This is a genomic window from Salinicola sp. V024 (genome assembly GCF_052645315.1).
Genome location: NZ_JBQXYB010000011.1, coordinates 62,515 through 77,462, shown reverse-complemented (window position 1 = coordinate 77,462; position 14,948 = coordinate 62,515). Strand labels below are relative to the sequence as shown.

The 14,948-nt window shown below is 61.3% G+C and carries 14 protein-coding genes; 7 read left to right on the top strand and 7 right to left on the bottom strand.

The genetic code is table 11. The features are described 5' to 3' along the window. Positions 1–50: 50 nt before the first annotated feature. From nei to ACUN9V_RS15260, 3 genes are all read right to left on the bottom strand, one after another. Positions 51–872 (bottom strand): endonuclease VIII, encoded by an 822-nt coding sequence (gene nei, locus ACUN9V_RS15270; RefSeq protein WP_445512020.1) that lies wholly within the window; start codon positions 870–872, stop codon positions 51–53. Positions 873–932: 60 nt separating this feature from the next. Further along, the gene (uvrB, locus tag ACUN9V_RS15265; protein ID WP_445512019.1) at positions 933–2,966 is read right to left on the bottom strand and encodes an excinuclease ABC subunit UvrB; all 2,034 of its coding nucleotides are present in this window, start codon (positions 2,964–2,966) and stop codon (positions 933–935) included. Between the two features lie 144 nt (positions 2,967–3,110). Continuing rightward, positions 3,111–3,308 carry a heavy-metal-associated domain-containing protein gene (locus tag ACUN9V_RS15260; RefSeq protein WP_445512018.1) on the bottom strand — a complete coding sequence of 66 codons (198 nt, stop codon included), beginning with the start codon at positions 3,306–3,308 and terminating at the stop codon, positions 3,111–3,113. A gap of 292 nt (positions 3,309–3,600) precedes the next feature. Between ACUN9V_RS15260 and ygfZ the strand changes: the two genes are divergently transcribed. Beyond that, the gene (gene ygfZ, locus ACUN9V_RS15255; RefSeq protein ID WP_445512017.1) at positions 3,601–4,647 is read left to right on the top strand and encodes a CAF17-like 4Fe-4S cluster assembly/insertion protein YgfZ; all 1,047 of its coding nucleotides are present in this window, start codon (positions 3,601–3,603) and stop codon (positions 4,645–4,647) included. A 25-nt stretch (positions 4,648–4,672) separates the two neighbouring features. On the opposite strand, the gene ACUN9V_RS15250 is transcribed toward ygfZ, so the two are convergent. The 3 genes from ACUN9V_RS15250 to ACUN9V_RS15240 form a co-directional block, all read right to left on the bottom strand. Further along, positions 4,673–5,443: a TatD family hydrolase gene (locus ACUN9V_RS15250; RefSeq protein ID WP_445512016.1), complete on the bottom strand. Its 771-nt coding sequence runs from the start codon at positions 5,441–5,443 to the stop codon at positions 4,673–4,675. Positions 5,444–5,446: 3 nt separating this feature from the next. After that, complete coding sequence (gene mscL, locus ACUN9V_RS15245) at positions 5,447–5,932, bottom strand: large-conductance mechanosensitive channel protein MscL (RefSeq protein ID WP_445512015.1); 486 nt, start codon at positions 5,930–5,932, stop codon at positions 5,447–5,449. A gap of 211 nt (positions 5,933–6,143) precedes the next feature. Beyond that, complete coding sequence (locus ACUN9V_RS15240; protein WP_075563815.1) at positions 6,144–7,733, bottom strand: peptide chain release factor 3; 1,590 nt, start codon at positions 7,731–7,733, stop codon at positions 6,144–6,146. Positions 7,734–8,084: 351 nt separating this feature from the next. Between ACUN9V_RS15240 and ACUN9V_RS15235 the strand changes: the two genes are divergently transcribed. The 4 genes from ACUN9V_RS15235 (at position 8,085) to ACUN9V_RS15220 (ending at position 11,347) form a co-directional block, all read left to right on the top strand. After that, entirely contained in the window at positions 8,085–9,356 is a 1,272-nt protein-coding gene (locus ACUN9V_RS15235) for an ATP-binding protein (protein ID WP_445512014.1), read from the top strand. Between the two features lie 51 nt (positions 9,357–9,407). Next, entirely contained in the window at positions 9,408–9,962 is a 555-nt protein-coding gene (locus ACUN9V_RS15230) for a response regulator transcription factor (protein ID WP_110691771.1), read from the top strand. 130 nt (positions 9,963–10,092) lie between these two features. Then, positions 10,093–10,914: an inositol monophosphatase family protein gene (locus tag ACUN9V_RS15225; RefSeq protein ID WP_445512013.1), complete on the top strand. Its 822-nt coding sequence runs from the start codon at positions 10,093–10,095 to the stop codon at positions 10,912–10,914. 163 nt (positions 10,915–11,077) lie between these two features. Continuing rightward, positions 11,078–11,347, top strand: coding sequence for a GrxA family glutaredoxin (locus ACUN9V_RS15220; RefSeq protein WP_075563812.1), 270 nt, complete (start codon positions 11,078–11,080; stop codon positions 11,345–11,347). A gap of 103 nt (positions 11,348–11,450) precedes the next feature. On the opposite strand, the gene ACUN9V_RS15215 is transcribed toward ACUN9V_RS15220, so the two are convergent. Then, positions 11,451–12,767, bottom strand: coding sequence for an MFS transporter (locus tag ACUN9V_RS15215; protein WP_110691770.1), 1,317 nt, complete (start codon positions 12,765–12,767; stop codon positions 11,451–11,453). Positions 12,768–13,177: 410 nt separating this feature from the next. Between ACUN9V_RS15215 and ACUN9V_RS15210 the strand changes: the two genes are divergently transcribed. Further along, a complete protein-coding gene (locus ACUN9V_RS15210) occupies positions 13,178–14,053 on the top strand; it encodes an acyltransferase (protein ID WP_075563810.1) in 876 nt (291 codons plus the stop codon). Continuing rightward, positions 13,993–14,886, top strand: a complete 894-nt coding sequence (locus tag ACUN9V_RS15205; RefSeq protein ID WP_110691769.1) for a M23 family metallopeptidase — start codon at positions 13,993–13,995, stop codon at positions 14,884–14,886. The genes ACUN9V_RS15210 and ACUN9V_RS15205 overlap by 61 nt, the downstream gene beginning before the upstream one ends. Positions 14,887–14,948: the final 62 nt, after the last annotated feature.

Sequence of the window (14,948 nt, the reverse complement as noted above, 5' to 3'; positions counted from 1 at the left end):
AATTAGATAACGGTATAAAATTCAATGTTATCGATCCGAAACCTCAGGTGTCATTCTGGCTGACAGGTCGGACAGCGGTAGAGTCGGCGAGAAGCGATGGTCTCTCGCAAAATGAGATCGCCACAGGCATGACAAGGCTGATTATCGCGATTGAACACGGCGAAGCGCCATTGGCTGCGGCGCTTCCCCTCCCGTTGCAGGCGTTTGCGCCATGTCGGGCGATTGGTCACGCCCGCCTCGCGGTAAGCCTGATGAATGGTCGTCAGAATGCAGTCGGCGAGTTTTTCCCGCTGTGCCTCGGAGAGCGTTTTAGGACGATTTCTGGGCGCAAGGCCGGCATAGAACAGGATTTCCGACCGCAGATAGTTACCGATCCCCGCATAGAAGCCCTGATCCAGCAGCAATCCGCCCAGCCCTCTTCCCGCGAAACGCGGTTCCGACAGGCGAGCGACGATATCTTCGGCGGTGACATCGTGCGTCAATAGATCCGGGCCAAGGCGCGCCAGAAACGGCTGTTGTCGCAAGGTGTCGGCAGTCCACAACGAAATGTCCGAGGCACTGTAAAGGCTGGCGGTGTGATCTCCGGCCACCAGACGCGCCCGCAGCACCCTGCCCGTCGTCGGCGATCGCCCCCGACGATGAACCCGCCAGACGCCGTAAAGCTGGTTGTGAGAATAAAGCACGTGCCCATGGGCGAAGGTGATCAGCAGTGCCTTGCCCCAGCAGTCGACCGTGGTCACCCGACTCTTCGCCAGGCGCCCTGCCATGCTTTCCAGCTCGGGAAAGGCAAACCAGACTTGGGTCAACGGCACATCTACCAGTACTTTGCCCAGGCGATCCGCAACGCGGCGTATTTCCGGCCCTTCGGGCATGGCGCGATCATCCTTGATTCAGGTTTCGGCGATCCCAGCTTCAACTTGTCCCGACTCGATCTAGCCCAGTTCCAGCAGCCGCGATTTCAACGTTTGCAGCTGATCGCGCAGTTTCGCAGCTTGCTCGAACTCGAGATTCTGCGCAGCCTCATGCATACGATCCTCGAGCTTGCTGATCTCCTTGGTCAGCTGTGTGGCATTCATGGCGGCCAGCGATTCACGCGTATAATCGCCCGGCGCCTCGGCCACCAGCTGTTCGGTCCGCTTGCGACCGCTTTTACGACTACCCGGCGCTGGTGCGCCTTCCATGATGTCCGCCACGGACTTGGTCACGGTCATCGGCGTGATGCCATGGCGTTCGTTGTGCTCGATCTGCTTGTTGCGGCGGCGCTCGGTCTCGTCCATCGCGCGGCGCATCGAGTCGGTGATTCGATCGCCGTAGAGAATGGCCTTGCCGTGAGCATTACGCGCGGCACGCCCGATGGTCTGGATCAGCGAGCGTTCGGCACGCAGGAAACCTTCCTTGTCAGCGTCCAGAATCGCCACCAGCGACACCTCGGGAATATCGAGCCCTTCGCGTAGCAGGTTGATGCCGACCAGCACATCGAACTCGCCCAGCCGCAGATCGCGGATGATTTCGACCCGCTCCACGGTATCGATGTCCGAATGCAGGTAGCGCACACGGATGTCGTGCTCGGCAAAATATTCGGTCAGATCCTCGGCCATGCGCTTGGTCAGCGTGGTCACCAATACCCGTTCACCGACGTCGACGCGTAGACGAATTTCGGATAGCAGGTCATCGACCTGCGACGTGGCAGGTCGCACCTCGATCTGCGGGTCCACCAGACCGGTCGGGCGCACCACCTGCTCGACGACCTGCCCGGCGTGTTCGGCTTCGTAATTCCCCGGCGTCGCCGAGACGAACACCGTCTGGGGGACGATGCCTTCCCACTCCTCGAAGGTCATGGGTCGGTTGTCCAGCGCCGACGGCAGCCGGAACCCGTATTCGACCAGCGTCTCTTTGCGCGAGCGGTCACCGCGATACATCCCGCCGACCTGCGGCACGCTGACGTGGGACTCGTCGATGAACAGCAGCGCGTCGTCCGGCAGATAGTCGAAGAACGTCGGCGGCGCCTGACCCGGCGCCCGGCCGGAAAGATAGCGCGAGTAGTTCTCGATGCCGTTGCAGTAGCCCAGCTCCAGCATCATCTCGATGTCATACAGCGTGCGCTGCTCGAGGCGTTGCGCTTCGACCAGCCGCTCATGCTTGCGCAGGTACTCGAGTCTGTCGGCCAGTTCCTGCTTGATCGAATCGATCGCACCCAGAATGGTGTCACGCGGCGTGACGTAGTGGCTCTTGGGATAGATCGTCATGCGCGGCACCTGCCCCCGAACCTCCCCGGTCAGCGGATCGAACAGACGAATCGAGTCGATCTCGTCGCCGAAAAGCTCCACGCGCACGCCTTCGTCTTCGGCATCCGCAGGGAAGACGTCGATCACATCGCCACGCACGCGATAGGTCCCGCGCCGGAAATCGGCGTCGTTGCGCGTGTACTGCAGCTCGGCCAGTCGCCGCAGAAACGCGCGCTGATCGATCTGCTCGCCGCGGTTGAAGTGCAGACGCATCTTCATGTACTGCTCGGGATCGCCCAGCCCGTAGATCGCCGAGACCGAGACCACGATCAGCGCATCGCGACGTTCCAGCAACGCCTTGGTCGCCGACAGCCGCATCTGCTCGATATGGTCGTTGATCGAAGCATCTTTCTCGATGAACGTATCCGACGACGGCACGTAGGCTTCCGGCTGATAGTAGTCGTAGTAGGAGACGAAATACTCGATGGCATTGTCCGGAAAGAAGCTCTTGAACTCACCATAGAGCTGCGCCGCCAGCGTCTTGTTGGGCGCCAGCACGATCGTCGGACGCTGCAGTTTCTCGACCACGTTGGCCATGGTGAAGGTCTTGCCGGAGCCGGTGACACCGAGCAGCGTCTGGTGCGAAAGCCCCGCCCCCAGCCCGCGGATCAACCCCTCGATGGCGGCCGGCTGATCACCGGCGGGACGATACTTGGAGTGAATCTTGAAAGGTTTATTCATGGTCACTAATTAGGGTCCAAACTACCATCATTCAAGGGCAGGCCGTTTTTCCGTTGCTTTCTATGCCTCGCCGGCGCGGCAATTGCCGGACGGCACGGTGCTGTACAACACAGTCATTGGGCGACACATTCCTGAAAGACAAAATCACTGAGCAGAATAGCCGGCCTTCAACGAAGCGACGGCTTTGATCAGCGACTCTCGGCTGACGCGTCCCTCGATCTCCGCCCACTCCAGTCCAATATCGACGGTATCGACTCCATCCATCATCATCAGTGCCGTCGTGACACGATTGAGATCTTCCGGGGTGGAGACCCCTTTCAGGGTCAGATTGATCCGGGCCATGCCGCTTTCTCCACGATGTTTTCCAGAACGCCGGTATGACGAACGGCGCTTTCTGATCAGTACTTCACAGCTGACAATTGACGGCGGTCAGCTCACGATAACGTCACACTCGGTTCATGACTGAGTTCATGACAGGGGCTTCCAGAACCGTGATTCGGGGAAAAGGTTCGAGCCAGCGATATAGCGTAGCACGCCGTTCGCCATCGCCGATGTTGCAATGGCGAGCGATCGACACCATCTTGACGCCAGCATCAGGCATAGACTGCCATCAATGTCTTTATGGAGGGACCGGATGAACGATTGGCTGGCACATCTCACGGCAGCGGGCGGGCGCCAGGTCGACGAGCGTCTCTGGCAGTTTCCGCAGGACGATAGCCCCCTGGGCGCTACCCCAAGCTGCCTGTCGCCGCTGAGCCATCTCGGCATTCTCGAATGCGACGGCCCCGATGCGGCGCGCTTTCTCCAAGGCCAGACCAGCGCCAACGTCGAGCATGCGAACGGCGAATTCGCCCCGCTGACCACGTTCTGTACGCCCAAGGGGCGCATGATCGCCAACGCCGAACTGCTCAAGGTTGGCGCAGAGCGCTACTGGCTACTGCTGGATATTTCTCTGGTCGCCCCGCTGGCGACACAGCTCGGCAAATATGCGCCGTTCTACAAGGTGACGTTGAACCCACGTGATGACCTGGCGCTGATCGGCGTCTTCGGCACCATGCCCTCATTGCCCGACGAGGCACAGCTTCCCGCTCCGTCCGAAATCGATTGGCACATGAGCCAGCAGGACGACACCGTGCTAGTGCGCCACCCCGGCGCCGGGTCACGCCTGCTGATGATTCTGCCCCAGGCGCGAGCGGTATCGATCTGGAACCAGATGCAGCCCAACGCCATCGCAGTCGGCAATGCGAGCTGGCAACGCGCGGATATCGACGCCGGGGTAGCCTGGCTCACGGCGACCCACAGCGACTCGCTGCTGCCACAGATGATCAACTGGGAAGCCCTGGGCGGCATCAGTTTTCGCAAGGGCTGCTATACCGGCCAGGAGATCGTGGCGCGCACGCATTTTCGCGGACAGGTCAAGAAGCGGTTGCAGATCGCGACCCTGGAGGGCGGCACGGCAGTCGAGATCGGCAGCGAGATCCGCAACGCCGAAGGCAAGCGCGTGGGCGAGGTTTTTCAGGCCACGCCTGCAGGCGACGCGGCCGTCTGCGATCTGCTGGTGGTGCTCAATACCAGCGAGTCCGAGGAATCCAGGCTCGTCGTCGATGATCGCAAGCTGACGCTGCGCGAACTGCCCTATCCGCTGGAGCGCCTCGATCCCGAAAGCGTTGTTGCCGCTTAGACTTCGTGAGACGTCTTTCAACTACTCATGAGTCGGCGGCCAGCCGAAACAGTCGCCGCGTATTGGCCCAGGCGTTGGCGGCGATCCGGTCTCGCTCCTGGCTTCGCAACGCGGCGACGGCGTCCAATGTTCGGGGAAGACAGGATGGCTCGTTGCGCTGCCCCTGACGTCCGCATAGCGGCATGTCCGGACTGTCGGTCTCGAGCACGAATCCGTCGTCGGGGAGCGACTGCACGGCGCGGTGTAATCGTTTCGCCCGGTCGTAGGTGACTGCCCCGCCGAGCCCCAGCGTGTAACCCAGATCCAGAAAGCGTCGGGCCTGCTGCGCACTGCCCCCGAAGGCATGAATCAGCCCGCCGGCCGGTAGATCGAGTTGCCTGAGCCGTTTGGCGACCTGGTCGTCGGCGTGCACACAGTGGACGATGACCGGCATCCGGCGCTGCTTGGCCAGTTGGAGCTGCGCCTCGAACAGCGCCCACTGCTGGTCTAGCGTGGCCTCGAATCGCGTGTCGATCCCGCATTCGCCGATACCGACCAGGTGAGGATGCTGGTCCAATGCTTCCGCCAGGCGTTCAATGTCCCCTTCGGCGTGCTCGTCGAGGAAGAACGGATGAAGCCCAAGCGACGCGACGACATCGTCGCGCTCACTCAATGCCAGCACGTTTTCCCACCGTCGCCGCGTCGTTCCCGGCACCATGAAACGCGAGACGCCGGCCGCGTGGGCACGTTCGAAAACGGCTTCGCGGTCGGCGTCGAAACTGTCGAAATCCAGATGACAATGCGCGTCGAACAGCATGATTCAGGTTGTCGGGCTCTCTTCCGCCAGCGGAAGATCGGCGGTGCAGTGGCCGCACTTGGTTGCGTTGATCGGAATCGTCATGAAGCAGTGCGGACACGCCTTGTCCGTCGGCGCCTTGGGGGCGACCGCTTCTTCGCGCTTGAGCCGATTGATGGTGCGAACCAACAGGAACACGACGAACGCGACGATGATGAAACTGATCACGGCGTTGAGGAACAGGCCGTAGTCCAGCGTCACGGCGCCGGCTTCCTGAGCCGCCCCCAGAGAGGCGTAGGGTCCCGGCGTCGCCCCTTCCTTTAACACGACGTAGAAATTGGCGAAGTCGACGCCGCCAATGAGCAGCCCGAGCACCGGGTTGAAGATGTTTTTCACCAGGCTTTGAACAATCAGCGTGAAGGCACCGCCAATGATGATGCCCACCGCCATATCGACGACGTTACCTTTGACGGCAAACTCTCGAAACTCCTTGAGAAATTTGGAAGCCATCGGCTTTTTTCCTTTTTCTGATCTAACGGGTTGCTCTCGAATCTCTCCGGCCGCCGTGACGACTAGCCGGTTTTCAGAATGGCCTAAGCGCCGGGTGGCGGCAAGACGAAATCTCGCTGTGTCTCGCAAGATCCGTTGAACGGACGAGCGGCTCTGGCTGCCCCGAACGTCCGTGGAGGAGAGATATCCTGCAGCAACGACCTGACGGTAATCAGTGCTCGCGGGTGGCCCTGAACTCGATCTCCGGCCAGCGTTCCTGCGTCATCTGCAGATTGACTCGCGTCGGCGCCAGGTAAGTCAGGTAGTCGCCGCCATCCAGCGCCAGGTTGGCGCTCGCCTTGCGCCTGAATTCGTCGAGTTTCTTGGCATCCTTGCTGTAGATCCAGCGAGCGGTATTGACGTTGACCGGCTCGTAGATACAGTCGACCTTGTACTCCTCCTTGAGGCGATGCGCGACGACATCGAACTGCAACGTACCCACGGCGCCCACGATAAGATCGTTGTTGTCCAAGGGCAGGAAGACCTGCGTCGCCCCCTCTTCCGAGAGCTGCTGGAGGCCCTTCTGCAGCGCTTTCATCTTCAGCGGGTCACGCAGCCGAACGCGTCGGAACAGCTCCGGCGCGAAGTGCGGAATGCCCAGGAAGCGCATGTCCTCCCCGGCGGTGAAAGTGTCACCGATCTGGATCGTGCCGTGATTGTGCAACCCGATGATATCGCCCGGCCAGGCTTCCTCGACATGAGAGCGGTCGGAGGCCATGAAGGTCAGCGCGTCGGCGATCTTGACCTCCTTGCCGATGCGCACGTGGCGCATCTTCATGTTGCGCTCGTACTTGCCGGAACAGATACGCAGAAACGCGACTCGGTCCCGATGCTTGGGATCCATGTTGGCCTGGATCTTGAAAACGAAACCGGAGAACCGGCCGTCGTCCGCGACCACTTCACGGGCATCGGTTTCCCGGGCCTGAGGCGTCGGCGCGAACTCGACGAAACCGTTGAGCATCTCGCGCACGCCGAAATTGCCCATCGCGGTACCGAAATAGACCGGGGACAACTCGCCACGACGATAGGCTTCCAGGTCGAACTCATGCGAGGCGCCGCGAACCAGCTCGACTTCCATGCGCAGCTCTTCCGCCGCGCTCTCGCCCAGCACGCGGTCGACTTCCTCGCTGGCGAGGCCTTCGATGCGCTTGTCTTCCGGAATGCGGTTGCCCTGGCCCTGGGTATACAGATGAACCACATCATCGTAGAGATGGTAGACACCCTTGAACTGACGACCCATGCCGATCGGCCAAGTCATCGGCGCACACTGGATGTTCAGCACCGTCTCGATCTCGTCCATGACCTCGATCGGATCGCGAGTGTCACGGTCCATCTTGTTGATGAAGGTCAGGATGGGCGTGGTCCGTAACCGGCACACCTCCATCAGTTTGATGGTTCGATCCTCGACGCCCTTGGCCGCGTCGATGACCATCAGCGCGGAGTCGACGGCGGTCAGTGTGCGATAGGTATCCTCGGAGAAATCCTCGTGTCCGGGGGTATCGAGCAGGTTGACGATGCGGCCGTTGTAGGGGAACTGCATGACCGACGTGGTGACCGAGATACCCCGCTCCTGCTCCATCTTCATCCAGTCGGAGGTGGCATGGCGCTCGGCCCGCTTGCTCTTGACCGAACCGGCCAGCTGGATCGCGTTGCCGAACAGCAACATCTTCTCGGTGATCGTCGTCTTGCCCGCGTCGGGGTGACTGATAATGGCGAAAGTGCGACGAAGGGCCGCTTCCTGCGCTAGCTGGGCATCTGACATGAGTAATTTCACTGACTAGAGGCGACTCACAAGCAACAGCCGTTGCAGTGCGAGAGTTCGCGGAGAATCGAAGATGGCGGCGATTGTACGCGCTGAACCGGCAGAGTTGTAGCCGCCGCGACCGGTGCCTCCTGTCCGGAACTCCCCGGATCGGAAGGATCGGCAAAAGAATATCCGCAAGAGGAAAAGAAGGGTCGCGCCTTCGTTTCCCCCCAGCGGTCCGGCCGGGCTCACGTCGCCTCGTGGCATGCGTTATCATGACCGTCATACCCGCGGCGATGTCGAGTCAGCCGCGCTGCCCTGGTTCGCTTTTCGAACGTTCTGCCAACCCGACTCGATACCGGAGAGACCATGCTGCAGCCGCTTCCGCTCTCGACGCCGAACCGCAATCTGGTTCGCTTGACGATCGTCCGCGGTATCACCTGGACCGGCTTTCTGGCCGCGATCATTTTCGGGATCGAAGTGCTCGGGTTCCAGCTCCACGTTCTCCCGGTGATCAGTGTCATCGTCGCCATGGGCCTGTTCAACGTGGCGACCTGGTGGCGGCTGGGTCGGCCGCGGGCCGTCACCAACACCGAATATCTGCTGCACTGGCTGGTCGACATCGCCGGGCTGAGTCTGCTGTTCTACTACACGGGCGGTTCGACCAATCCCTTCATCACCTATCTGCTGGTGCCGCTGGGAATCGCCGCCGCCACGCTGCCATGGCCCTACGCCTGGGTCATCGCGCTGGCGGCGACCGCCAGCTACACCACCATGATGCTGTTCTATCAATCCGTGCCGCAATTGACCAACAGCACGATCGTCTTCGGTGTCCAGCTGCATACCCTCGGCATGTGGTTGAATTTCATTCTGTCCGGCAGCCTGCTCACCTTCTTCATCTTCAAGATGGCGCACACCTTGCGCCGACGCGACATGACGCTATCCCGGACCCGCGAGGCCGCCCTGCGCAACGAACAGATCCTGGCGGTGGCGACCCAGGCGGCGGGTACCGCTCACGAGCTCGGCACGCCACTGTCGACGATGGCCGTGCTGCTCAAGGAGATGCGCCACGAGGCCAGCCAACAGCCAGCGCTGCTGGAGGACATCGACCTGCTGCGCAATCAGGTCGACACCTGCAAACAGCGTCTGCAGACACTCGTCGCCAACGCCGACCGTCGGCGTCTGGAAAAGCCCGAGACACGGCGCGCGACACCTTGGCTCGAGAATCTGATCCAGCGCTGGCTGGTACTGCGACCGGACGTTCAACACCGGCTGGAAGTGCTCGGCAAACGTGGCCAACCCAGTATCGCCGTGGACGCCACGCTGGAGCAGGCGTTGATCAACCTGCTCAACAACGCCGCCGACGCCAGTCCCGAAGCCATCGTCACCAGTCTCGACTGGGATGCCGAGGAAGTGGTTATCGACATTCGAGATAACGGCCCGGGCGTGCCGATGTCGATCGCCGATCAACTAGGCGACACCTTCATCTCGACCAAGAGCAAGGGAATGGGGATCGGGCTGTTTTTGACCCACGCTACCGTCAGCCGGTTCGGCGGCGGCGTGAGTCTCTATAATCATGAGGAAGGCGGCACGTTGACCGAGGTCAAGCTACCCCGCGTCAAGGCAGGCGAGAGCCTGTGATGCTCGCGCACGTGTCCGCCGGGCAGGATTCAGTGACAGGAGGTTTCAGTGATGAGTGACTTGCAACGATCCGCCGATCAGGAGCGCTTGTTGATCGTCGACGACGACGAACAGCTCTGTTTCGTCATGGAGCGCGCCATGCGCCGCCGCGGCTACGACGTGGTCGTGGCTCATACCTACGACCAGGCCCTGGCCTCGGCGCGGGAGACGCCGCCGGCGCTGGCGACGCTCGATCTCAAGCTGGAATCCGATTCCGGCCTCAAACTGCTGCCTGCGCTGCTCGAGGTTGCCCCGGCATGCCGCGTGGTGGTGCTGACCGGCTATTCGAGCATCGCCACCGCCGTGGAAGCGATGAAGCTCGGCGCCGCCAACTATCTCTGCAAGCCCGCTGACGCCGATGAGATTCTGCAGGCGCTCGAACGCGAAAGCGGCGATGTTGACGTGGAGATCGCCGACAACCCGCCCTCGGTCAATCGGGTGACGTGGGAGCATATCCAGAAAGTCCTGCATGAACACGACGGCAATATTTCGGCAACCGCTAGAGCCCTGGGCATGCATCGCCGCACCTTGCAGCGCAAGCTGCAGAAACGCCCGGTGAGGCACTGATCCGGCCGCTGATTTGACCAAAGCCTAACCAGACGACACTTTTCAGCGACCCGACAAACAGACAGCTCATTCATCGTTGACGATCGCGCCCAGCTTTGGCGCGATCCTATCTTTCAGACAGGAGCCCATCGTGGACCACGCCCAGCGACTCGAAGAGATAATCCGTATCGCCCGCCAGGCCGGTGAAATGATCGTTCAGGCCCGCGAGAAGCAGAATTTTTCGCGTCAGTACAAGGGCGGAGACGAGCTGGTAACAGAGGCGGACGTCGCCGTCGATCAGATGATTGCCGACGAACTGGAAGCGCTGTTTCCCGGAGAAGCCAGACTGACCGAGGAGCTGGCGCCGGATAGAAGCCAGCTCGAGCAGCGCGGTTCGCTGTGGGTCGTCGACCCCATCGACGGCACGGTCAATTTCGCCTACGGCCACGCCCATGTCGCGGTCTCTATCGCCTGGGCCATGGATGGTGAGGTTCAACTGGGCGTGGTTCACGCCCCGTTTCTGGGCGAAACCTTCACCGCCGTGCGCGGTCAGGGAGCCCGACTCAACGATGAGCCGATGCGCTGCAGCCAGGCGGATACCCTGGAGAGAAGCCTGGTCGCGACGGGATTCCCCTACGCGCGTGATAGACGCGCTCCGTTGGTCAGACGACTCGATCACGTCGTTCAGTCCTGCCGTGACATCCGGCGCAACGGCTCCGCCGCGCTCGATCTGTGCCACGTCGGTTGCGGGCAGCTCGACGCCTATTATGAAAGCGTCTCGCCCTGGGATTTTGCCGCCGGGCTACTGATCGCCCGGGAAGCCGGCGCGACGACGAGCCATCTCTACGAATGCCCAGACGGGCTGCCCGTCGAGCTCTATGGGGAGAACCTGCTGGTCAGCGCCCCCGACATTCATCGAGCGCTCGGAGATCTGCTGCGCGATGCCGATGCGGGTCAGCGGCTCGAGCCTTGAAGCCGGCGCTAGCGGCCCGTGGCGACGCGATAGCGGCCTGCAATAGCGAATGTAGCGAGACTCTATTGGTCCGCCCGGGTTTAATACGAAAGAATAAGCCCCATTCTATTTCCACACTCGTTCATTCGAAGCGAATCCATCATTCAGATCAGGAGAATCATTGATGCTGACCGTCATTTTTGGCCGCCCCGGCTGCCCGTTCTGCGTTCGCGCCAAAGATCTGGCGGAAAAACTGAAGGAAGCCCGGGACGACTTCGATTTTCGCTATATCGACATTCACGCTGAAGGCATTACCAAGGCCGACATGGAAAAGACCATCGGCAAGCCGGTCGAGACCGTACCGCAGATCTTCGTCGACCAGACACACATCGGCGGTTTTACCGAGTTCGATCAGTACGTTCAGGACAAGGCCTTGATGCCCGAAAACGCCTGACGCACGACACGATATAGTGACCGATATAACGACGAGAGCCGGCAGATGCCGGCTCTTTTCGTTCGGAACTGAAGGCTCGGGTCTCGGGCCGCCTCGTCAACCATCAGCCAGATTGATAGGCCGGCTCGTCGTACTCCTCTTCCAGATCACCCTCCAGATTCAATTCATGCTGATAAGGGCCGTGGCGCGGATCCAGCTCATTGATATAGTGGGTCGACTCCACCATCGGCACCAACGGCATGTAGGGCTCCTGCTCCTCCGGCGCCATGACGGGTTCGCGCCGCCACAGCCGATAGGCAATGAACAGTGCCAGACCCAGCGCCACCGCTCCCAGGAATAGCCACAGGCCATCCGGACCCACGCTTTGCATCAGTAGGGAAGCGCTGAACGGCCCCACCACGGACCCGACTCCATAGCACATCAGGATCTTGCCATTGGCCTGAATCGTCTCCTCTGGCTCCAGCCAATCGTGGGTATGCGCCAGGCTCAGCGAATAGAGGGTATGCAGCATCGCGGTATGAAAGCTGGCCACGAATACCAGCAACCAGTAGCTGGAACGCGCCGCAAACACGATCAGCACGCCCGATATCGCCATGACCACCGCCATGCACAGGATGACCTTGCGCCGATCGAAACGGTCCGAGACTCGCCCCAGCGTCCACTGGGCGATGAGGGCCACCAGCGTGGTTATCGACATGAACTTGGCCGTCTGGGCGGTGGTAAGCCCGATTTCCTGGCCGTAGTAAGGCGTCATGGCGAAGAACGCCTGGACCATCAGACCTGCCACGAAAGCGCCGACGAGACCGACCGGGGCTCTTGCCAGCAGCGTTCGCAGCGATATCTTGACTGGCGCGCTCTGGCTGTTGCGCAGCGGCCCCTGGATGCGATGAATCGACAGCGGCACCAGCGATAGCGCGAACAACACGCCCGCCACCGAGAACAGCACGAAAGTGCCCGGATCGGCCATGTTGAGCATCCACTGCCCGCCCGCCAGCGACAGCGTCGAGATCACCAGATACCAGCCCAGCACTCGCCCGCGATTTTCATTGGTCGACTCGCCGGATACCCACGACTCCATCACCATCAACAGCCCGGCGGTCGCCGCACCGCCGAAAAGCCGCCAGACCAGCCAGGCCCACGGGTTGACCCATAGCCCATGGAGGATCGCGGTAGCCGCCAGCAACGCCGCACAAGCCGCGAATACGCGGATGTGGCCAACGCTACGAATGCGTTTCTCCAGCCAGTAACTGCCGGCAACGAATCCCAGCGAAAAGCAGGACATCAGCAGACCCGCCATCTGCGAGGGGAACGCCTCCAGCGACATCCTTACGCCCAGCAGCGTCATGATCAGGCCGTGGCCGAGCAGGAAGCTGATTTCGCAGAGAAACAGGATGGGAAGGGTCGCGGGTAAGGAACGCAACGGCGATCTCCAGTAGCGTTGGTAAGAAAGAGGCCAGGACTTGGGGTCGAGGCGAGTCGATAATCGGTACTCCGTATCGAACGGAGACGAAAGCGGCGGCATTCTATCAATTCATGGAGGATATTGCCGAGAATTGGCGAGATCGATGCATCGCGATCGTTGACCCGAATTATTCACATCTTCTGTGGATAACACTGTGCATTTCCCGTGATCCGCCTCGACCGTCGTCGGCCCCATCCACGCTGGTGTTGAGTTGGTTAGTTTTTCGGCAATGAGAAATCTCACTCCGGCTCTCTGAGTGAATTTTTCCGGCGTCGATATCCAGGTTGACCATTGCCCAGGACCTCGGGGCGCTGGGCAGCTTTGCGACATTCCAGTAACATCTAGCCAAGTCGTTGATGGAGAATGGCATGTCGACCCTGAAGGGGGTAATCAGCGTCCTGTTGCTGATCCTCAATACGCTGTTCTGGGGAATCCCCCTGGTCGCGTTGACCGCAATGAAACTGGTCACTCCGACTCGACGCTGGCGCCTGCGTGTCCTGGGTGGGCTGCACCGCGTCGCGCTGGCGTGGATCAGGACCAACAACGTCTGGATCCGCCACTGGATTCGCCCCCAGGTCCGGACCGAGATTCCCGAGACGCTCTCGCCACATCAATGGTGGCTGGTGATCGCCAACCACCAGAGCTGGACCGATATCATGGTCATGCTCTACGTGCTGACCGGGCGAGCGTCGATGCCGAAGTTCTTCCTCAAGCGGGAGTTGATTCTGGTACCCATCGTCGGTCTGGCCTGGTGGGCGCTCGAGTTTCCCTTCATGCGCCGCTATAGCCGCGAGAAACTCGCCCGCAATCCCGGGCTGGCCGAGCGAGACCGCCAGGCGACGCATCGCATGTGCGAGCACGCCCGAGAAATGCCGATGACGATCTACAACTTCGTCGAGGGGACTCGCTTCACGCCGCAGAAGCAGCGCCAGCAGGAGAGCCCTTATCGGCATCTGCTGCGCCCCAAGGCCGGCGGCATCGCTCAAGTGATCGGGCTGCTGGGTCCGCGCCTCGACGGCATACTCGACGTGACCCTGCACTACCGCCGAGGCTCTCCCAATTTCTGGGACTTCCTCTGCGGTCGTGAGTCAGAGGTGGCGCTGTCCGTCAGATGCCTCGACAGGCCGAAATGGATGCTGGAGGGCCGCTACGATGATGCCCAATACAAGGAACGTTTCTACACATGGTTGAATTCACTGTGGCAGGAAAAAGACGCGGCGCTCTCCTCCTACTGCTGGGACTGATGTTGATCCTGGGTGGCTGCGCCAGCGGCGGCGGCACCCGGGTCGCCGACGGCGGAGGCTGGGTGACGGTGCAGCGCGGCGACACGCTGGGCAAAATCGCTAACCAGGCGGGGATACCGCTGCTGCGCCTGCAACGATTCAATCCGGGCGTGGATTCTCGTCGCCTGGCCGTCGGGCAGCGACTGATGCTGCCATCGCAGCAGGAACGCGCGCCGGGTGGCGGGCCCTATCGCTATCAGGTCCGTCGTGGAGACTCGCTGTATTCCATCGGACGCTATTTCGGCGCCAATCCGCAGCGCGTCCAGGCCGCCAACAAGGGCATCGATCCCTCGCAGCTCGAGGTCGGTCAGCTGATCCACGTCCCGCTGAACGGCGGACCGTCGTCGAGCGCCAGCCGTCGCACGGCTTCGGCGCCTGCGGCCTCCCGCTCGCTACCGGACCCCGGTCCCTTGCCGTCGTCCGCCAGCCGATGGCAATGGCCGCTGGCGAACTACACCGTGGAACGCCGGTTTGGCCGCGATTCCCACGGCACCCTGCAACCCATGATGCTCTCCACCGCTACGGCGGCGAAGGCGAAAGCCACCACGTCGGGTCAGGTGCGGTTCGCCAGCGGGATGCGCCAGTTGGGCCAGGTCGTCATTCTTCACCACGCCGACAACATGCAGAGCGTCTATGCGTTCTGCGGCAAGCTGCTGGTGTCCGAAGGGCAATCCGTCTCGGCCGGAACACCACTTTGCGATATCGCTCCAGAGAGCGACAGCAGTCGCTACCACCTGCTGTTCGATCTTCGTCATGGTGGCAAGCCCGTGGATCCGGCGCGCGTGCTACGCTAATCCAGTGGTGTCATCTATTCGTCATCATCGTGACGCATTGACGTCATCGATAACCCGGATGA